This is a genomic window from Streptomyces sp. NPDC039423 (assembly GCF_055598725.1).
Map to the genome: position 1 here is coordinate 131239 of NZ_JBVKAH010000009.1, position 19012 is coordinate 150250.

Sequence of the window (19012 nt, forward strand, 5' to 3'; positions counted from 1 at the left end):
CCCGCCGCCCCGCGGCCGCCCGGGCGCGGGGCGGTCCCGGGCGGCGGTCACCGGTCCGGCCGGTGGCCGGTCCGGCCGGTGGCCGGGGGCGGGGCGTCTCGCCCTCGCCGGGGCTCGCCCGTGGGGGGTGAGGTGCCGGGCGCGTGGATCGGCTGGGATGGGGAGGGCGGCCGGCCGCACGCCTGCCGTCGTCCGGCTCCCTCCCCCGACGGGCCCCGGCCGCCCCCGAGAGGTGGACACCGTGAAACGCTGGCGGGCTTTGATCGTCCTCGGTACGGCCCAGTTCCTGATGGTGCTGGACACGGCCGTCATGAACGTCTCCATCAGTCAGCTCGTCGAGGACTTCGACACCGAGGTGACGGCCGTCCAGGCCGTCATCACGCTGTACGCCCTGGTCATGGCGGCCTTCATGATCATCGGGGGGAAGTTCGGGGACGTCTTCGGGCGGCGGCGCCTGTTCTTCACCGGCCTCGTCGTCTACGGCGTGGGGTCGGCGCTCACCTCCATCGCCCCGACCCTCGGCGTCCTCACCGTGGGCTGGTCGGTCATCGAGGGCCTCGGCGCCGCGATGGTGCTGCCCGCCATGGCGGCCCTCGTCGCCGAGACGTACGGCGGACGGGACCGGGCGGTCGCCTACGGGGTCATCGGGGGACTCGCCGGGGCGGGGATCGCGGTCGGTCCGCTGCTGGGCGGCTGGGTGACGACCTACCTCACCTGGCGGCTGATCTTCGCCGGTGAGGTCGTGGTGGTCGTGGCGGTGCTGTGCTGCCAGCGGCTGATCAAGGAAGCCCCGCGCCGTGAGCCGCCACCGAGGCTGGACTGGGCCGGAGCCGCGCTCTCGGCGGCCGGTCTCGCGCTGGGCGTCCTCGGGGTGCTCCAGAGCAGTAGCTGGGGCTGGCTGCGCCCGCGCAACCCGCCCTTCACCGTCCTGGGCTTCGCCCCGACCCTGTTCGTCATCGGGGCGGGAGCGGCCGTGCTGGCCGTCTTCGCGTGGTGGCAGCGGCGTCGTGACGCCCGGGGCGCCGATCCGCTGGTGCACCTGTCCCTGCTGCACGTACCGCCGCTGCGGTCCGGGCTCATGGCACTGCTGAGCCAGAACCTCATCCTCCTCGGGCTGTTCTTCACCATCCCGCTGTACTTGCAGGTGGTACAGGGCTTCGACGCGTTCGAGACGGGGCTGCGGCTGCTGCCGGTCTCGGCCACCATGCTGGCCGCGTCCCTGCTCGGCGCCCGGCTCGGACGGGCGGCGGGACCCCGCCGGATGGTACGGCTGGCACTGCTGACCCTGGCGGCGGCCATCGTGTGGCTGCTGGCCACGATCGACCCGGTCATCGACGACGCCCAGTTCGCCGGGGCGATGGCGCTGCTGGGCGTGGGGATGGGCCTGCTCGCCTCACAACTGGGCAACGTGGTGCAGTCGAGCGTCGGCGCGCAGCGGCGCAGCGAGGTGGGCGGGCTCCAGTTCACGGCGCAGAACCTGGGGTCCGCGCTGGGGACGGCCCTCATCGGATCGCTGCTGATCGGCGCGCTGGCCCATGCCTTCACCTCGCACGTGGAGGACGATCCGAGGCTGTCGGAGGAGGCCCGGCAGCAGACCGGTATCGCCCTCGAAGCGGGGATCAGCTTCGTCCCCACCGACGAGGTCCGCTCGGCGGCCGAGCGGGCCGGGCTGCCGCCGGCCGAGACGGAGGCGCTGGTGGACTCGTACGCGTCGGCGCAGCTCGACGGCCTCAAGGCGGCCGTTCTCGCGACCGGGGGGATCACCCTCGCCGGCTTCCTCGTCACGCGCCACCTGCCCGCGCGCGGGACGGGCGCCGCCCGGTCGCCCGGCGACACCGGGGGCGACACGGGTGGTGGTGCCGAGGGCGACCCGGAAGGGGACGCGGAGGGCGGTGCCGGGGACGACGCGTCCGGTGCGGCGCGCTGAGGCCGGAAGGAGACCGGGTTGTTCCGTACGGAGAGGACCTCGGACCGGGCGGCTCGGCGCGCCGTACGACGGGCGCACGCCGACTACACCGGCGGGGTCTACGGGTCGATGCTCGCCGCGTCCGTGGTCGTCGGGGCCGGGACCCTGGGCTCGTTCCCCCGCCTGGAAGTGGTGCTGCTGCTCCTGCTCACCGGCCTCGTCTTCTGGATCGCCCATGTCCACGCCCAGCTCTTCGGCGCGCGTCTGGCCCAGCACCGGCCGGACCGCCGGATCGTGTGGGAGGCGTGCCGTGACGAGTGGCCGATCGTCAAGGCCGCCGTCCCCCCGGCCGTCGCCGTGGCCGCGAGCCCCTTGCTGGGGCTCGACGTGCAGGGTTCCCTGTGGTTCGCGCTGGCGGTGGCCGTGGCCGGGCAGGTGGGGTGGTCGGTGGCCGCGGCTCGCCGCGCGGGTGCCCACCGGCGCCTGGTGGCCCTCACGGCCTCGGCGAACCTCGTGCTCGGCCTGCTGATCATCACGCTGAAGATCGTCCTGACGCACTGACGCACTGACGCACTGCCCCATCGACCCACCGGGCCGCCGCCCCGGACGCACAGTCACCTCTGCGGGGTGAAGCCGGGGCCGCCAACCGACGGGACGATCGGGGGGAACGCGAAATCCGTCTGTTCCGGTTCGCCCGCGGGAGAGCAGCTCATGCGCTACGAGATCCGCGTCGAAGGACACATGTCGGAGCCGCTGACGACAGCTTTTCCGGAGCTGGAGCACGTGGTGATGTCCGGCCAGACCGTGCTGTTCGGGCACGTCGTCGACGAGGCGCACCTGTACGGACTGCTGGCCCGCTGCCGGTCGCTGGGACTGCGTGTCATCGAGATGCGGCCGCTGCCGGAATGAGCGGCGGTGCGGTGCCGCCCGGGGGTCAGAGGGTCTCGACGGTGATCCTGCCCGCACGGGCCGCGGCGCCCAGCGCCTCGTGGTCCCGTTCGTTGAGGTCGGCGTACGCCTGGGCGAACCCGGTGAGGGCGCGGTCGAAGCGGTCGCTCCCGCCCAGGTAGGCGCCGATGGCGACGGGGTCGCCGGAGCGGGCGTGGGCCCGGGCGAGGCAGGCCCCACAGAGCTGGGCGAACCGGCCGAGCAGCTGGGGGTTCATGGTCTCCGGCCGGGCGATGCCCTTCCAGTCCCGAAGCTGGCGCACGTAGAAGTCCCGGCCGCGTCCGTCGAGGCCGACGACGTGCGTCCAGCCGAGGAAGATGTCGCTGGTCGTCTGGATCAGCCGCTGTCCCGCCACGACCCGGCGGCCCTGGTTGTCGAAGTCCTCGCCGCCCGTGTGATCGGCGAGGACGGACCGCTGGGCCTCCTTGGCCTGGAGGAGCAGGGGGTCGTCGTCGTCCCGGCCGAGCAGGAGCAGGATCCAGCAGCGGGTCCCGACGCTGCCGACGCCCACCACCTTGCGGGCCACGTCGACCAGCCGGTAGCGGTGCAGCAGGTGGCGGCGCTCGGACGACAGGGTCCGCCCGTAGCTGTCCAGGAGGGTGGCGAGCTGCCGCCGCTCGTCGTCGGAGGGCTCGCCGGCCAGGTCGCGCAGCGGGACGACCAGCGGGGGATCGGGAGCGATCCGCCGGCCCTCGGCCGTGACCCGGGTGAGTTGCGCGAAGGCCTGGAGGTCGGTGCGCTTGCGGGCCCGCGCCGCGGCGGTATCGGTGCGGCGTGTGGCCTCCTTGCCCATCGAGGCGGCGAGCCGGCGGATGCGGTCGGCGTCGTCCTGCGCGTACCAGACGTCCAGGGTGCGCATGTCGGCGAACTCGCGGATCCGCCTGCGGTACGCCTGTACGCACGCCGCCACCACGGCGTTCTGCTCCCCGACCGAGAAACCGTTGGCCCGGCCGGCGATGGCGAAGCTGGCCGCCAGCCGTTTGACGTCCCACTCGAACGGCCCGGGCAGGGTCTCGTCGAAGTCGTTGATGTCGAAGACCAGGTGGCGCTCGGGCGAGGCCAGCAACCGGAAGTTGAGGAGGTGGGCGTCGCCGCAGAGCTGCACGGTCAGACCGGTGCTGGGCAGGGGGCCGAGGTCGGCCGCCATGATCGCCGCCGCACCCCGGTAGAAGCGGAACGGGGACTCCAGCATCCGGCCGTAGCGGAGGGGCACCAGCTCGGGCAGGCGCGTGGCCGACTGCCGCTCGACCACCGCCACCGGGTCGAACCGGCCGGCGCCCGCCTCGAACCAGCCGTGGCACGAGCGGGAGGCGCGCCGGCGGGCGCCCCGGCCCTGGGCGGCCCTCTCGGCCACTGAGGACGTCGTCGGGAGAGCGGTCGGGGTTGTGGTGCTCGGTACGGCCATGGCTTCACACCTCCTGGACGGATGTCCGCGTGCCGTGGAGCCTCCTACTGCGGCGGTTCACGGCCCTGCCGTCGCAGCCCCGCCTGCACCGCGCCCGCCAGGATCCGCGCCACGACGCCCACCAGCAGCAGCCCGCCGGCCATCTGCACCATGGTCAGCACGCGGCCCGTCTGCGAGCGCGCCGTGATGTCGCCGAAGCCCACAGTGGAGAAGGTGGTCAGCGTGAAGTACAGGGAGTCCGTCCTGGTCAGCGGCTCGCTGAAGGAGCCCGGGGACGAGCGCTCCATCAGGTAGTAAGTACCCGCGAAGAGCACCAGGTACAGCGCCACCGTGCCGCCCAGCGCCTCGACGGCCCTCAGCCGGGGATGCGGCGAGCGCACGATGGCCCGCGCCTCCCACACCAGCACCACGACGACCGCCAGCAGCCCGAGGGTGAGCCAGGCGGTGGTGGCCCCCGTCCTGCGCCCTTCCAGGGGCAGCAGGTAGTACGCGGTCACCAGCCCCACCGTGACGCCCACGGCGCGGGCCCCCGCCACCAGCGCGGCCCGCCGCCGGCGGCGGGGTGACTCGCCGCCCGGCTGGGCCGGGGATGCCGCCGGCTCGTTCATGTGGCGTCCCTCCGTCGTCCGCGGGGCGTCGGCGCACCCCTCCCGGTCTCCACCTCACCGCCCCGGCGGCGCGGCCGGATCACCCGCCTCGGGTGACCCGCGTGCCCGGCGGCGGGCACGACACTGGCCCGGTGGGGCCTCCGCATCCCCTGGGCGGCCCGTACCACCGGCCCGACGCCGCGAGGAGGAGCCATGACCGTGCCGCGTGAACCGGCGCCGGGCAGCGGACCGGACCGGTCGTCCCCGCGCCCGGCCGGTGGGCCGCCGGGCGCTCCGGTGGAGTTGTCGGTGAAGCTCGAACGCTCCTGGACGTGGATCCTGGCGGCGGCGCTCGCCTCCCTCGTGCCGGGGGTGCTGATTCTGGTCTGGCCGGACGAGACGCTGCACGTCCTGGCGGTTCTCATCGGCCTGCACCTGATCGTGGCCGGTGCCCTCCGGTTCGTCGGGGTCTTCGCCCGCGAGGAGGCCGGCGAACGGCTCACCGGGCTGCTCCTGTCGGTCCTGTACGTCCTGGGCGGGGTGCTGTGCCTGCGGCATCCGCTGCAGACCATCGCCGCCCTGTCGCTGATCACCGGGATCGTCTGGCTCGCGTCCGGCATCCTCACCCTCTACACGGCCGTCGCCGCCCGGAACCTGCCGCACCGCGGGGCCGTCCTGGGCGCCGGACTGCTTGGCCTGGTCGCCGGCATCGTGGTGCTCGCCCTGCCGATGGAGTCGGCGCTGGCGCTGACGCGTCTGCTCGGTCTGTGGCTCGTGCTGCTCGGCCTCGTCGAGGCGGCCGTCGCCTTCGCCGCGCGAGCGGCGTCCGACGGGCCGCGCACCACCGGCCCGGGGTCCGGCGCCGCCGGCCCGGGCTGACCCCCGGCCCGTACGACCGAGGAGAAGATCATGGATTCCGGCTCGTCCTCCGCCTCGGCCTCCGCCTCCGGTGGGACCGGGGGGCCCGGTCATGGCCTGACCGCCGCCGAGCGCTCCGACTACGAGCGGCTGCGCCGGGCGGCGGGTGTCCGGCACCGCCGGGTCCGGCGAATCGGCGCCTGCGTCCTCCTGGTGCTGACCCTCCTGCTCGCCCCGCTGGCCGTCGTCGCCGCCTGGGTGCAGGACACGGTCTCGGACACGGACCGGTACGTGCAGACCGTGGCGCCCCTGTCGTCGGACCCGGCGGTGCAGAAGGTCGTGACCGACCGGCTGACGAACCGCGTGACCGGCAACGTGGACGTGAAGGCGGTGACCGACGCACTGGCGAAGGCCCTGGCGGACGCGGGGGCGCCGCCGCGCGTGGTGGACGGGGCCGAGGCCCTCACGGGCCCGCTGCGGGGCGCGGTCGAGGACGTCGTGCACCGCACCGTCAACGGTGTGGTCACCAGTGACACGTTCCAGCGGGTGTGGGAGTCCGCGAACCGCCAGGCGCACGCCGCGGTGATGAACGTGCTCACCGGTGAGCGGACGGGGGTCGTGCGGGCCACGGGCGACACGGTGGTGCTGGACGTCGGGGAGGTCGTCGACCGGGTGCAGCAGCGTCTCGTCGACGCGGGCTTCGAGAAGGCCGCCGCCATACCGGACACCGACCGCACGGTCACCCTGTTCGAGACCGAGCACCTGAGCCAGGCGCAGGACACGATGCGGCTGCTGGACGTGCTCGGTGTCTGGCTGCCCGTCCTGACCTTCGTCCTCGCCGTTCTCGCCGTCTGGGTCGCCCCGGGTCACCGGCTGATGCTGCTGGTCACGGCGGTCGGCGTCGGCGTGATGATGGCGCTGCTGCTGGTCGCGCTGGCCGTCCTGCGGCGGGTGTACCTCGACGCGGTGCCGCCTGCCGAGTTGCCGGCCGATGCCGCCGCCGCCATCTTCGACACCTTCGTCCGCTTCCTGCGCGAGAGCACCCGCACCCTCCTCGTCATCTCCGTGATCACGGCGCTGGCCGCCTTCCTGTACGGACCCGGGCGGGTGGCCCGGGCCGTACGGACGGCGGCCCGGCGGGGCGCCGGGGGCACGGGGCGGGGCCTGAACCGTGCCGGATTGCGCACGGGCGGGACGGGACGGTGGCTGGCGACGCACCAGTCCTGGACCACCGGGGTCACGATCGGGGCGGGCGCCTTGGCACTCCTGCTCTGGAACGGTCCCACGGTCGGCTCGGTGGCTCTGGTGGTGGCCCTCGTCCTGGTCGTCCTCGCCGTCCTCGCCGTCCTCGCCGCCGCGGGCCCCGCTCCGGCGTCACCCGCCGCGGATGCGGAGGCGCACGGCCCTGTGAGCCCGTGACAGAGGAGGCCCGCCCGTGGCCAGGAGGCCCGCCGGAGCTTCGTCCTCCGCCCGGGGCCGGGCGAAGCGGCTGTGGGCGGGGCTGCGGTCGGGTCCCGCCGCCCGGCTCCTCACCCGGCTGCCGGTCCTCAACATCGTGGAAGGCGCGGTGCGGCTCGCCGCGCAGGCCTTCTGCACGGTGCTGCCGCTGCTGATGACGGTGGCGGCCTTCGCGCCGGAGGGGGTGCGGGACCTGATGGGCGATTCGTTGCGCGCGGTGCTCGGTGTCCGCGGCGACACCCTCCAGGAGATGCGCCGCGCCCTCGCCGCGGACGGGCCGACGCGGAACTCCGTGGGTGCGGTCGGCCTGGTGGTGACGCTGGTGTCGGCGACGGCGTTCAGCCGTGCGCTGCAAGCGGTGTGCGAGCGGTGCTGGCACCTGCCCAGGGCGCCGCTGCGGGACGTGGTCTGGCGCTGGCTGCTGTGGCTGGTCGTCTGGCTGGGCGCGTTGCTGGTCCAGGCGCCTCTGCGCGACGGTTTCGGCCGGGGCGGCGTGACCGGAGCGGTGCTCTCGGTGCTGTCCGCGGCACTGCTGTGGTGGTGGACCCAGCACCTGTTCCTGGGCGGCAGGGTCGGCTGGTGGGCACTCGCACCGGGGGCGGTGCTGGCCGGGGCGGGCACGGTGGTGCTGAGCTGGGCCGCCCGGCTGCTGGTGCCGGCGGCCATGGAGCGCAGTCTCGACGACTTCGGTCTTCTCGGGCCCGTCTTCACCTTCCTGTCCTGGCTGATCGCCGTGTTCCTGGTGGCCGTCTCGGGTCTGGCCCTCGGCGAGGCGGTGGCGGCGTCCGGCTGGTACCGGACGGCGTTCGCCGCACGCCGGGCCAAGGCCGGCGAGTGAGCGGAAGGGCGGGCCGCCGCGGCGGCCGATTCACCCGCACCGGGTGAAGCCATCGGCCTCCCCCGCGGCCAGCCTGGTAACGGCACAGATCGGCTGCCGGGCGCTTGCCCGGGACGACGGAGGTGGGCGATGAGTGGGCCTGTGTACCTCGCGTACGACTTTCCGCTGCTGAGCATCTTCTGGACCATGCTCGTGTTCTTCCTGTGGATCGCATGGTTCGTGCTGCTCTTCCGGATCGTCACCGACATCTTCCGGGACGACGACATGAGCGGCTGGGCCAAGACCGGCTGGCTGGTCACGGTGCTCGTCCTGCCGTTCCTGGGCGTCTTCGTCTATCTGATCGCCCGGGGCAAGAACATGGGCCGCCGGGAGATCGCCCAGGCGCGTGCGCAGCAGGAGGCGTTCGACAGCTACGTCCGCGAGACCGCCGCCAAGGCGGGCCCCGCCCAAGCCACCAGCGTCGACCAGCTCGCCAGGCTGTCCGACATCCGCTCGCGCGGTGACATCACGGACGAGGAGTTCCGCAGGGCCAAGGAGCTGGTCCTGAGCGGCGCGGGCTCCTCGCGAGCGGGTGGTGGCCCGTCCGCGCCCGCGCCCTGACCCGTACCGAGTCCTACCGAGCCGCTACCGATACGAAGCGCGTGAGACGAATGGAGCCAGCAGGATGACGCACACGATGTTTTCGCAGACGAGGGCGGAGCGGCACCCGTGGGCCGGTGGCCTGACGCTCTTCGCGGCGGTCATGCTCATGATTTCGGGTGTCCTGGGGGTGTGCCGCGGGATCATGGCGATCGCCGAGGACGACGTCTTCGTCACGACGAGCAACTACGTCTTCGAGTTCGACCTCACGAGCTGGGGCTGGATCCACCTCACGCTCGGCGCCGTCGCCATCATCGTCAGCCTCGGACTCTTCGCGGCGTCGATGTGGGCCCGCGTCGCGGGCGTCGCCATCGGCGGACTGGTCATCATCGCCAACTTCCTCTCCCTGCCGTACTACCCGGTCTGGTCCATCGTGATGATCGCCGCCTCGGCCTTCATCATCTGGGCCCTGTGCGTGGTGCGACCGGACGACATGTGATCGGCCGGCACACCGCTGGGGCGAACGGACCCGGTGGCCGCCTCACGGCGGCCGCCGGTGACGGCCGTGCGGGGTGGGCCCGCGCGGCACTGCTCGCGCTGCTGGCGAGCGCGGCCGTGGCGCTCGTGGCGGCCGGGCTGCGCAGTGTGCTGTGGCTGGTGGCCGGTCTCGCCGGGCTGGCCCTCGCCGCCGTGGGCGTCTGGTGGGCCCTCGCCCACACCGGCCCCGTCCGGTGGGCGGGGGTCTTCCTGAGCGTGGCCGCGCCGGTCGCCGTCCTGGCCGTCTTCGCCGCGGCCGGCATGCTCGGGCCGGCCCTCGGCTCGCTCGTCCTGTGGGTACTGGCCGTGCGGGCGGCCCAGCACGTCACCGCGCCGGGGCACACCCCCTCCGCGCGGGATCCGGTGGACGCCGAGGCCCCGCGGCACCCCTGGATCGTCATGAACCCGCGCTCCGGGGGCGGGAAGGTGGAGCGCTTCCACCTGGCGGCGCGGGCGCGGGAGGCCGGCGCCCGTGTCGTGCTGCTCGGCCCGGAGCACGAGGACGTCGCCGAACTGGCCGGCCGGGCCGTGGCCGAGGGGGCGGATCTGCTGGCCGTGGCGGGCGGCGACGGCACCCAGGCGCTGGTGGCCGAGGTCGCGGCGCGGCACGACCTGCCCTTCCTGGTGGTCCCCGCCGGCACCCGCAACCACTTCGCCCTCGACCTCGGTCTCAACCGCGACGACCCGGCGGCGGCCCTCGACGCCCTCACCGACGGCGTCGAACTCCGGGTCGACCTCGGGTTCGCCGCCGGCCGGGTGTTCGTCAACAACGCCTCCTTCGGTACGTACGCGGCCGTCGTCGGCGACCCCGCCTACCGCGGCGAGAAGGTGCACACGACCTTGCGCAGCCTCCCCTGGCTCCTCACCGGTCCCGACGCGCCCCGCCTGCGGATGCGGGCCGGGGACGTCCGCGCGGAGGATCTCCAGGCGCTGCTCATCAGCAACAACCCGTATCTGCGAGCGGTGGATTCCGCCCACCCCGGGCGCCGGGCGCGGCTGGACTCCGGGCTGCTCGGCGTCCTGGGCGTGCGGGTCGGCAACACGGCCCAGGCCGCGCGCATGGTCCGCGGCAGCCGTTCGGCGGGCCTGCTGCGGCTGACCGCCGAGAGCGTGGTCGTCGAGGCGGACACGGGCACCATCCCGGCCGGTATCGACGGGGAGCATGTGCTGCTGCCGACCCCGGTGGTGTGCCGGACGGCCCCGGGGGCCCTGCGGGTACGCGTTCCCCGCGGCCGTCCGCGGCGCCCGCTGGAACGGGTGGCCGCCGACTGGCCGCGCGTCGCACGGGTGGCGCTGGGCCGCCCGGCACGGGCCGGATCCTGACGACGCGGCACGGGCGCGGGCGGGGACTCGGGGACGGGCGCAGGCGTGGACTCAGGCACGGGCGCGGGCACGGGCGCGGGCACGGGCGCGGGCGCGGGCACGGCGCGGGCACGGGCGCGGGCGCGGGCACGGGCGCGGGCACGGGCGCGGGCGCGGACTTCGGCCCGGGACCACGGCCCGGCACGGGGGGCCGTGACCCCCGCGTGCCGGGCCGGTCAGGGGCCCGGGAGCGGCGCTCCGGCTACACCGGCGCGAACGGGCGCAGCTCGTCGGCGCCCGCCCGGACGACGCCGTAACTGCGTTCGGGAACCTCGTGCCAGGCTCCGGGGAGGTCGCCCAGCGGCTCGGACACGACCAGGCGCGTCTCGGGGGACAGGCCCCGGAGGAACGCCATGTCGGGGTGGAGGGCCTGGAGCGACGCGACGCTGCTGCTGTAGTACAGCGACCGGGCGTCGCCCTCGCTGGCGTAGCGGAACGCCCAGACGCTGGTGCCGTCGGTCGTGGCGATGGTCATCTGGAGCGGTGCGGCGACCCCGAGTTCCCGACCGGTGCGCTCGACGAACCCGGCCATGCGGGCCACCGCGAGCGGCGGGTCGTCCCGCAGGCCGAACGTGAGCGCCAGGTAGAACATCACTTCCGAGTCGGTGGACCCCTCCATGCCGGTGAACAGCGCGGGTTCCACGGCCATGCACAGCTCCCGGCGCATCGCGGGGAAGCCGGTGATGGCACCGTTGTGCATCCACATCCAGTGGCCGTGCCGGAAGGGGTGGCAGTTGGTCTGCTGGACCGCCGTCCCCGTCGAGGCCCGGATGTGGGCGAAGAAGAGCGGCGAGCGGACGTGGCTGGAGATCTCCCGCAGATTGCGGTTGTTCCACGCCGGCCCCACGTCGCGGACGACGGCGGGGGTGCGGTCGTCGGCGTCGGGTGCGTACCAGCCGATGCCGAAGCCGTCCCCGTTGGTCGTCTCGACGCCCAGGCGGGAGTGCAGGCTCTGGTCGATCAGCGAGTGCGCGGGCTCGTACAGGATGGTGTCGAGCAGGAGGGGACTTCCGGAGTACGCCAGCCACCGGCACATCGGTCGTCATCCCTCTCGTGTCAGCGCTTCTCGGTACGGACGACGCACAGGGCCCAGATGATGAAGGCGTACATGGCGATGGCGACGATCGACCACAGCGGGTAGTAGGGGATGGACAGGAAGTTGGCGATGAGCAGCAGGGACGCCAGCACCACACCGATCATCCGTGCCCAGAGAGTGGGCTTGAAGAGTCCGAAGGCCACCAGTACGGCCAGCCCTCCGAAGAGCAGGTGGATCCAGCCCCAGCTCGTGGTGTCGAACTGGAAGATGTAGTCGGGCGTGGCCACGAAGACGTCGTCCTCGGCGATGCCCATGATGCCGCGGAAGATGTCGAGGAGGCCCGCGACGATCAGCAGTACGGCGGCGAACGTCACCAGGCCGCCGGCCACGGCCCGGCTGTGCTTGCTCTTGACGTGGGTGGTCGTCATGTCCTGTCTCCTGTCGCTTGTCGCTCAGGGGCGGTCGCCCGTGCGCTCTCCCGTGTCGGTACGGGACGCCCAGGCCATTCCGAGACTGCCGCCTGCGGGTGGCGGGCCGCCTCACCCGGCCCGGGTGAGGTGCGCGACCGGGGGAGGAGCGCTCCCCCGCCCCCGGCCGGCGCGCACGTGGGTATGCCCGGGGAATGGGCGAGGTCGCGATTGGGTGTCGAGGGGGCGCCGCCGCATTGCCCGGGGCCCGGTCGCGCTGTTGGAGTCGGTATGTGGACCTCTCATGACGCGGTGGGGGACGGCGCCTCCTGATCGGGGACCGACGGATCGCCCTGCTCGCACTGCATGGATCTGGCCTCTTCCGGCGGCCCGCGCGGCGACGCGGGGGCGCGCCCGTTCGCCGGCCGCCCCGGGGCGGAGGGGCTGCTCGGCAGCGACCCGGCCTCCGGGGGGCGGGCGGTCGTGATCGCCTGGCTGACGTCCACGGTGACCGTCGGGTCGGCGGTCGTCCTGGCCCTCCTCCGCTGACGGCGGCGCCGTGCCGCTCGGACCGTACGGCCGCGCGAAGTGATCACTCGATCGTGGGTTCTCCCGCTGCGACGCCAGGAGTGACGCCATGCTCGGGGGGCCGGGCGGTGCCGGCGGGCACCCGGCCGGTGCGGCGGGGGCGCGGGAAGTGGGACACGGGGAGGAATCGTGACGCAGCACGCGGGACGGAGTGGCCCGGAGCGCCGGGCCGTACTGCTGGCGGCGGGGCTCGCCGATCTGGCGGTGAGCACCCTGGCCGAGGGCCTGGGAACGGTACGGGGGCTGCTGCGCCGCTCGGACGCGGCGGAGCTGGCCGGGGAGGCCGAGCGCGACCTGGTGGCGCGGGGCCGTCTGGTCCTGGACCGGTACGCCGCCGTGCCACCGCCGCACCTGGAGGTCCTCGCCCGGTACGCCGTCGCGCGGAGGGACGCGGCCGCCCGTGACGTCTGACCGGTGGGACCCGGACGCGTTCAAGGCCCGCGTCGACGAGGTGCTGCACCGGTTCGTCGCCGAGGAGGCCGGCCGTTTCGCGGACGTCGACCCGGCCCTGGACGTGGTGGCCGGGCAACTGGAGGCGGCGGTGGCCGACGGCAAGAGGCTGCGGGCCGCCTTCTGCTACTGGGGGTGGCTCGCGGCCGGCCAGCCGGACGCCGACGCCCTCGTGCGGGCGGCCGCGTCCATGGAACTCGTGCACGCCGCCGCGGTCGTGCACGACGACCTCATCGACGACAGTCCGCTGCGGCGCGGGCGGCCCACCGCCCACGTCGCGCTGCGCGACGCGCTACGCGGCCGCCGGGGCGCCGGCGCCGCCGGGAGGTCGTTGGCGATGCTGGTGGGAGACCTGCTGATGGCCCTGGCGGGACATCTGTTCACCACCAGTGGTCTGCCCGCCGCCTACCTGGCCCGGGCGCGCCCGTGGTGGACGGTCATGGCGCGCGAGCTGATCGCGGGTGAGTGCCTGGAGATCCTCCGCACCGGGGACGGCCCGGACCTCGGGACGTCGCTGAAGGTGATCCGTTACAAGACCGCCAAGTACACCGTCGAACAGCCCCTGCTGATCGGCGGCGCCCTGGCCGGGGCGGGCGGTCGGCTGCGCGACGGCTACCGCGCGTACGGGCTGCCGCTGGGCGAGGCGTTCCAGCTCCGGGACGACCTGCTCGGCCTGTTCGGGGACCCGCGACGCACCGGCAAGGCCGACACCGACGACGTACGCGGGCACAGGCCCACCGCGCTGCTGGCGGAAGCGTGGCGCCTCGCCGGTCCGGACGACCGGGAACTGCTCACCGCCCGGCTGGGCCGGGGGGATCCGGGGCGGGAAGGGCTGGACGCGGTGCGCGAGGTGATGCGCAGGCTGCGGGCGCCCGACCGCATCGAGGCCATGATCGGCGAACGTGTCCAGGAGGCGCTCGACGCCCTGCACCGGCTCGCCCTGCCGGCGCGCGCCGAGGCCGCGCTGACCGCGCTGGCGCACTCGGCGGCGGTCCGGCCCTTCTGACCCCCGCCGCCCGCCGCCCGCCGTTCCCCCGCCCCGCTCACCGCCGGCCGCCGCCGCCCGGACGGCCCTTCGAAGACGAGGACCCCCTGCTATGACGTACACCGAGGCATCGATGGACGCCCTGCGGTCGGCCGGTGACGAACTCGCCGACGCGACCGTCGCCACCCTCTTCGCCCGCGGGGAGGTGGGCACGTTCAACACCCTGATGCGCTACGTCTCGACGGCCGGCGCTCCCCTCCCGGACGGGCTGCCCGACGTCGCGCGCGCGTACCTGGAGGCCACCCGCGTCCCGCCGGACTGGGTGGACTGGTCCGAGATGGAGAAGGCCCGGCTGTTCTTCATCGACAACAACGTGCACATCTCCACCGCCCTGTCCTTCGCGTCCATGCCGGCCTGTTACGTCGTGCCCCACGTGGCGAAGCTCCTGGCGACCACCCACGGACTGAAGTACCCCTCCAAACGCATGGCGGAGACCGGCCAGTTCACCGTGTATCTGATGCAGCCCGACGCGTTCGAGTCGGGCGGCCGCTTCGTTCCGGCGGCCCAGAAGGTCCGCCTCCTGCACGCCTCCATCCGCCACCACCTGAAGCGCGACGGCCTCTGGGACACCGCGGCCCTCGGAACGCCGATCTGCCAGGAGGACATGATCGGCGGGCAGATGTTCTTCTCCCTGCTCGTCCTGGACAGCCTGGACCGCCTGGGCATCCACATGTCGGCCGAAGGCGCGGACGCGTACTACTACGCGTGGCGCGTCGTCGGTGCCATGCTCGGCGTCGACCAGGCCGCCGTACCCAAGGACCTCGACGAGGCCCGGAGGTTCCTCGACCTGTACATGGTCCGGCACATGGGGCCGTCCGACGAGGGCGCGCTGCTGACGCGGCAACTGATCGACCTGTACGAGGAAGTGGTGCCCGGCACCTTCTTCGACCCGATCGTCTCCGCTCTCGTCCGCCACCTCATCGGTGACACCTGCGCCGACTGGCTCCAGGTGCCGCGCACACGGTGGGACACCGCCGTCAGGGCCGTGCCCCACCTCCTGGGCGTCCTGGAGACCATCGAGGACCGGTCACCGCTCGGCGCCTGGGCGCTGGACCGCCTGGGCCACCTGACCACGGTCCTCGAACTGTCCTCCCTCACCCGCGGGCGGGTCATGCACTACGCCATCCCCGACTCCCTGAAGAAGGACTACGGCGTCGACGACGGCGTCCCGCGCAGCCGCCGGTGGACTCCCCCGCCCCCTACGCTTCCCTGACGCCCGTCGGTGAACTCCCCGCCCCCACGCTCCCCTGACGCCCGTCGGTGGACTCCCCCGCCCCCACGCCTCCCTGACGCCCCGCCGACGCGCTCGATTCCCCCCAGTCCTCCTGATCACTCCACGGCGGGCGGGATCGGCTCCTAGCATGGAGCGCGTAGCGGGTGGCGGACCGAGGGGGGCTCATGTCACGGCTGGTGCGGTTGGAGATGCCGGACGGTCAGATCGTCTGGGCGGCCGTCGAGGAGACCGGGCCGAGCGACTCGGGCATCGGCGAACGGCTGGTGGAGCGCCTGGAGGGGTTCCACCAGTCGCTGCGGGCGGTCGCGGACAACGCCCGCGCCGCCCTGGCGCCGGCCCGGCCGGACGAGGTGAGCATCGAGTTCGGGCTGGAGCTCGCGGCGGGCGGGGACGGCGTCGTGGCGGCGCTCGTCGGCGGAAGCGGCAAGGCGGCGTTCAAGGTGACGCTGAAGTGGGGCGGGGCGGCCGCGGTCCCCGCCGTACCCGCCCCGCCCGCCCCGCCGGTTCCGGCGGTTCCGGCGGCACCCCCCGCCGTCCCGCCCCAGCCGCCGGCGCCGCCCTCGCCGTCGCCGGAGCGGCAGGGCTGAGGGACCGGACCGAGCCCGCATGCACCGGCCCACTCCCCTGTCGCTGCTCCTGGAGCTCCTGGAGGGCTGCCGCGTCCGTGTCGACGGCACCACCAGGGGCGCGGGCTTCTTCGTCGCGCCCGGGTACGTGGTCTCCTGCGCGCACGTCGCGGGCGCGCTGCCCGGCACGCGGGTGCCCGTGGAGTGGCGGGGCGCCCGGTACGAGGGCATCGTGCGCGCCGCGTCCGCGCCGCCGCCCCGGCCCGGGCGGGGCCTGTGGCCGTACCCGGACCTGGCGGTGGTGGAGGTGCCCGGTGTGCCGGCGGGCCACCCGTGCGTCTGGCTGGACGGGCTGCTTCCCCCGGCGGGTACGGCACTGAGCGCGGCGGGCTTCTCGGACACCTACGAACCCGGTGTGCCCGCGGCGCGCACGGCCGAACTGCGCCGGGGCGGGAGCACGTTCCTGCACGGCGGCCGGATGATCGAGCTGGCCGGGGCCGAGGTGAACGAGGGCCTGTCCGGCGGGGCGGTGCTCAGTCACGCGTCGGGCGGGGTGTGCGGGGTCGTCAAGGCCACCCGGCTCAGGGGCACCGACATGGGCGGGCTCGCCACACCGGTGGGCGCGCTGCGGCTGCTGGACCCGGAGGTGTACCGCGCGGTGGTGCGGGGACACGACCGGTTCCACGGCGTGGACGGCCGCTGGCCGATGGCCGCGGACGGCGTCCGCGCGTACGACCCCCGCACCGCGCACCCGGCGCACGCCCCGTATCCGCCGCCGCCGTACCCCGCGTATCCGGTTCCCTCCTACCCGGGGTACCCGGCTCACCCGGCGTACGGTTCCGCGCACGGCGGTGGGCCGGCCGGTGGCGGCGGCCTGACCGGTGACGAGCACCGTCACCTGCTGGCCCTGATGGCCTCCTTGCCCGCCCTCCCGGCGGCGGGCGGACACCGCGCCGCGTTCCTGGCGGCCGCGGCGGACGGGGCGGCTCCGCCGGAGGACTACCCGCTGCTGGACCACCGGGACGTCTTCACGGACCTGGCCGCCCAGATGCCCCCGGTCGACGGGGGGCTGCCCTACGAGCTGGCCTTCGCCGCGGATCTGGCGGGGCGGGGCTGCGGGGCCCTGGACGCCGTGCAGCGGCTGCGGGACCGGGTGCTGATCGTCGCCGGCCGGCTCGGCCTCGGCGACGAGGCGCAGCGGCGGCTGGCCGGCGGCCCCGGCGGCGGGGAGCGCCACTCGCTCATCGGGCGGGTGCGGCACGCGCTGCGGGACCGGCGGCTGTACCACGTGGGGGTGTGGCGCTACCGCTCCCCCGGGGACGTCGTGCCGATGACGGCGGAGTCGGAGGCGCTGCCGCTGCGGGCGGCGCTGGAGCGCCTGGCGGAGCTGCTGCCCGAGCAGATCGACGCCATGGGCGGTGTCACGAACCCGGGCCTGATCGAGCTGATTCTGCCCGAGGAGGCGCTGGACGAGGGCTTCCCGGACTGGTTGCTGTGGCCGCGGTACCCGTGGTTCGCGCTGGGCCGCAAGCAGCACGTGGTGGTCCGTCCGCTGGAGCGGCACGAGGCGCCGGCGCTGCACGCCGCCTGGGAGCGCCGGTGGGAACACCTGGCGGGCAAGCCCATCGGCGAGGCGCTGGTGTGCGTGTGCGGCCGGGACGGCCAGGACCAGGCGGCCCTGGGCGCGTCCTTCGACACCGACCCGTCGCTGGCCGCGCTCGCGCTGGCCGGCTCGCCGCGATCGGCGCCGGTGTCCGACGCCTACCGGGTCGCCGTCGCCTCCGGCGTCCCGATGATGACGTGGCGTCGCGGGGCGGCGGCCTGTACGCGCCGGGACGGCGGCCGGTGCGGGGTGCCGGGACGGCACGAGTGCCCCGGCGACCGGTTCCTCGCCCAGGTGCGGACGGCGCTGGCCGGGACGGCACGGGACGAGCTGCCGGAGAAGGTGTGCTCGCTGCGCAACGAGGCGGTCGCGTCGGCGAGTGCGGAGGAGGACCACATCGGCGGACGGATCGTGCTGTTGTGGGACGACCCGCGGCGACGGATCCCCCGACCACCCCCCTTGGCGACGGCCGAGGCCGAGGAAGGACCGACAGGACCTGCATGATGAGCGAGTGGCGGATCTACCAAGGCGTGAGCCGGCCGCACGACGGCATCGAGCGGTTGCCCGCTCCGCCGCCGTGGCGGGACTTCGGCCGGGACGTCGCACCCACGCCGTTCGACCGTGACGCGGAGGCGGACGGCGGGCGCCGGCTGCCGCACGCGGACGCCTACCGGGCGGACGGGCGCACGATCGACGCGGTCAACACCGCCCTGTACCTGCGCCGGCCGCTGCTGGTGACGGGCGATCCGGGCACCGGCAAGTCGACGCTCGCGCACGCGGTGGCGCGCGAGCTGCGGCTGGGCCCGGTGCTGCGGTGGCCCGTGAACAGCAAGACCGGGCTGCGGGACGGGCTGTACCGGTACGACTCGCTCGGCCGGCTGGAGGAGGCGGGCGTGGCCCGCGAGTCGGGCGACCCGGCGCCGCCGACGGATCTCGGCAGGTTCGTCCGGCTGGGACCGCTGGGCACGGCGCTGGCGCCGTACGCCCTGCCGCGCGTCCTGCTGATCGACGAGATCGACAAGAGCGACATCGACCTGCCCAACGACCTCCTCGACGTGTTCGAGGAGGGCATGTTCGAGATCCCCGAACTGTCGCGGGTGGCCGACAAGCAGCCGACCGTACGGGTGCGGCCGGCCGACGACGGCGAGCCGGTGACCGTGCGCGGTGGCACGGTGCGCTGCCTGACGTTCCCGTTCGTCATCCTCACCAGCAACGGGGAGCGGGAGTTCCCGCCCGCGTTCCTGCGGCGGTGCGTACGGCTGCATCTGCCGGCCGTGGACGACGAGCAGCGGCTGCGCGCCATCGTGCGCGCCCATCTGGCCACGGCGGTGGAGGACGCGGACGAGGTCGTGGAGCGGTTCCTGGCGCATGCGGCGACCGGGGAGCTGGCCACCGACCAGCTCCTCAACGCGGTCTACCTGATGAGCCGTACGCGCGGCGAGGACGCCCCGGACCTCGACCGGCTGGCCGGGCTGGTGTTCCAGCACCTCAACGTGACGGTGCCGGCCGAGGCGACCGGTGGGCGGGCCCCGGGCGGTGACCGGCAGACCGGGCCCGGTGAGGGGACCGCGCCGGCCCCGCCCGTGCCGCCGGCCGCGGCGTGAC

20 protein-coding genes are annotated in these 19012 nt (G+C 74.5%); 16 read left to right on the forward strand and 4 right to left on the reverse strand.

Translation table 11 applies throughout. The features are described from left to right. Positions 1–241 precede the first annotated feature (241 nt). The 3 genes from ACZ7LK_RS26495 to ACZ7LK_RS26505 all read left to right on the forward strand — a co-directional run bounded on the left by ACZ7LK_RS26495 (position 242) and on the right by ACZ7LK_RS26505 (position 2815). On the forward strand, positions 242–1927 hold the full coding sequence (locus ACZ7LK_RS26495) for an MFS transporter (protein WP_469464109.1): 1686 nt from the start codon (positions 242–244) through the stop codon (positions 1925–1927). Between the two features lie 18 nt (positions 1928–1945). Further along, positions 1946–2467 (forward strand): hypothetical protein, encoded by a 522-nt coding sequence (locus tag ACZ7LK_RS26500; protein WP_469464110.1) that lies wholly within the window; start codon positions 1946–1948, stop codon positions 2465–2467. 150 nt (positions 2468–2617) lie between these two features. Further along, complete coding sequence (locus ACZ7LK_RS26505; RefSeq protein ID WP_392277134.1) at positions 2618–2815, forward strand: hypothetical protein; 198 nt, start codon at positions 2618–2620, stop codon at positions 2813–2815. Between the two features lie 25 nt (positions 2816–2840). Here the strand turns inward: ACZ7LK_RS26505 and ACZ7LK_RS26510 are convergent, their stop codons facing one another. Beyond that, entirely contained in the window at positions 2841–4259 is a 1419-nt protein-coding gene (locus ACZ7LK_RS26510) for a DUF2252 domain-containing protein (RefSeq protein ID WP_471143785.1), read from the reverse strand. Between the two features lie 44 nt (positions 4260–4303). Next, on the reverse strand, positions 4304–4867 hold the full coding sequence (locus tag ACZ7LK_RS26515) for a potassium channel family protein (protein ID WP_392277136.1): 564 nt from the start codon (positions 4865–4867) through the stop codon (positions 4304–4306). 192 nt (positions 4868–5059) lie between these two features. On the opposite strand from ACZ7LK_RS26515, the gene ACZ7LK_RS26520 reads away from it, so the two are divergent. The 6 genes from ACZ7LK_RS26520 to ACZ7LK_RS26545 all read left to right on the forward strand — a co-directional run bounded on the left by ACZ7LK_RS26520 (position 5060) and on the right by ACZ7LK_RS26545 (position 10439). Further along, entirely contained in the window at positions 5060–5725 is a 666-nt protein-coding gene (locus ACZ7LK_RS26520) for an HdeD family acid-resistance protein (protein ID WP_392277137.1), read from the forward strand. Between the two features lie 30 nt (positions 5726–5755). Further along, positions 5756–7123 (forward strand): hypothetical protein, encoded by a 1368-nt coding sequence (locus tag ACZ7LK_RS26525; RefSeq protein ID WP_471143787.1) that lies wholly within the window; start codon positions 5756–5758, stop codon positions 7121–7123. 16 nt (positions 7124–7139) lie between these two features. Further along, a complete protein-coding gene (locus tag ACZ7LK_RS26530) occupies positions 7140–8000 on the forward strand; it encodes a ribonuclease BN (protein WP_392277139.1) in 861 nt (286 codons plus the stop codon). A gap of 129 nt (positions 8001–8129) precedes the next feature. Further along, a complete protein-coding gene (locus tag ACZ7LK_RS26535) occupies positions 8130–8600 on the forward strand; it encodes an SHOCT domain-containing protein (RefSeq protein ID WP_471143789.1) in 471 nt (156 codons plus the stop codon). A gap of 64 nt (positions 8601–8664) precedes the next feature. Beyond that, positions 8665–9078, forward strand: a complete 414-nt coding sequence (locus tag ACZ7LK_RS26540; protein ID WP_392277141.1) for a DUF7144 family membrane protein — start codon at positions 8665–8667, stop codon at positions 9076–9078. Beyond that, on the forward strand, positions 9078–10439 hold the full coding sequence (locus ACZ7LK_RS26545) for a diacylglycerol/lipid kinase family protein (protein ID WP_471143866.1): 1362 nt from the start codon (positions 9078–9080) through the stop codon (positions 10437–10439). Before ACZ7LK_RS26540 ends, ACZ7LK_RS26545 begins: the two co-directional genes overlap by 1 nt. A gap of 241 nt (positions 10440–10680) precedes the next feature. Here the strand turns inward: ACZ7LK_RS26545 and ACZ7LK_RS26550 are convergent, their stop codons facing one another. Both ACZ7LK_RS26550 and ACZ7LK_RS26555 read right to left on the reverse strand, forming a co-directional pair. Further along, positions 10681–11514 (reverse strand): class II glutamine amidotransferase, encoded by an 834-nt coding sequence (locus tag ACZ7LK_RS26550; protein ID WP_392277142.1) that lies wholly within the window; start codon positions 11512–11514, stop codon positions 10681–10683. Between the two features lie 20 nt (positions 11515–11534). Further along, entirely contained in the window at positions 11535–11942 is a 408-nt protein-coding gene (locus ACZ7LK_RS26555; RefSeq protein WP_392277143.1) for a DUF7144 family membrane protein, read from the reverse strand. A gap of 345 nt (positions 11943–12287) precedes the next feature. Between ACZ7LK_RS26555 and ACZ7LK_RS26560 the strand changes: the two genes are divergently transcribed. The 7 genes from ACZ7LK_RS26560 (at position 12288) to ACZ7LK_RS26590 (ending at position 19011) form a co-directional block, all read left to right on the forward strand. Next, on the forward strand, positions 12288–12470 hold the full coding sequence (locus ACZ7LK_RS26560; protein WP_471143792.1) for a hypothetical protein: 183 nt from the start codon (positions 12288–12290) through the stop codon (positions 12468–12470). 168 nt (positions 12471–12638) lie between these two features. Next, positions 12639–12920, forward strand: a complete 282-nt coding sequence (locus tag ACZ7LK_RS26565; protein WP_392277145.1) for a polyprenyl synthetase — start codon at positions 12639–12641, stop codon at positions 12918–12920. Further along, a complete protein-coding gene (locus ACZ7LK_RS26570) occupies positions 12910–13965 on the forward strand; it encodes a polyprenyl synthetase family protein (protein WP_392277146.1) in 1056 nt (351 codons plus the stop codon). The genes ACZ7LK_RS26565 and ACZ7LK_RS26570 overlap by 11 nt, the downstream gene beginning before the upstream one ends. Before the next feature lie 91 nt (positions 13966–14056). Next, complete coding sequence (locus tag ACZ7LK_RS26575; protein ID WP_392277147.1) at positions 14057–15217, forward strand: oxygenase MpaB family protein; 1161 nt, start codon at positions 14057–14059, stop codon at positions 15215–15217. 185 nt (positions 15218–15402) lie between these two features. Next, entirely contained in the window at positions 15403–15825 is a 423-nt protein-coding gene (locus tag ACZ7LK_RS26580; RefSeq protein ID WP_471143794.1) for a CU044_2847 family protein, read from the forward strand. Positions 15826–15844: 19 nt separating this feature from the next. Next, the gene (locus tag ACZ7LK_RS26585; protein ID WP_471143796.1) at positions 15845–17911 is read left to right on the forward strand and encodes a VMAP-C domain-containing protein; all 2067 of its coding nucleotides are present in this window, start codon (positions 15845–15847) and stop codon (positions 17909–17911) included. Then, positions 17911–19011, forward strand: coding sequence for an AAA family ATPase (locus ACZ7LK_RS26590; RefSeq protein WP_471143798.1), 1101 nt, complete (start codon positions 17911–17913; stop codon positions 19009–19011). The genes ACZ7LK_RS26585 and ACZ7LK_RS26590 overlap by 1 nt, the downstream gene beginning before the upstream one ends. Position 19012: the final 1 nt, after the last annotated feature.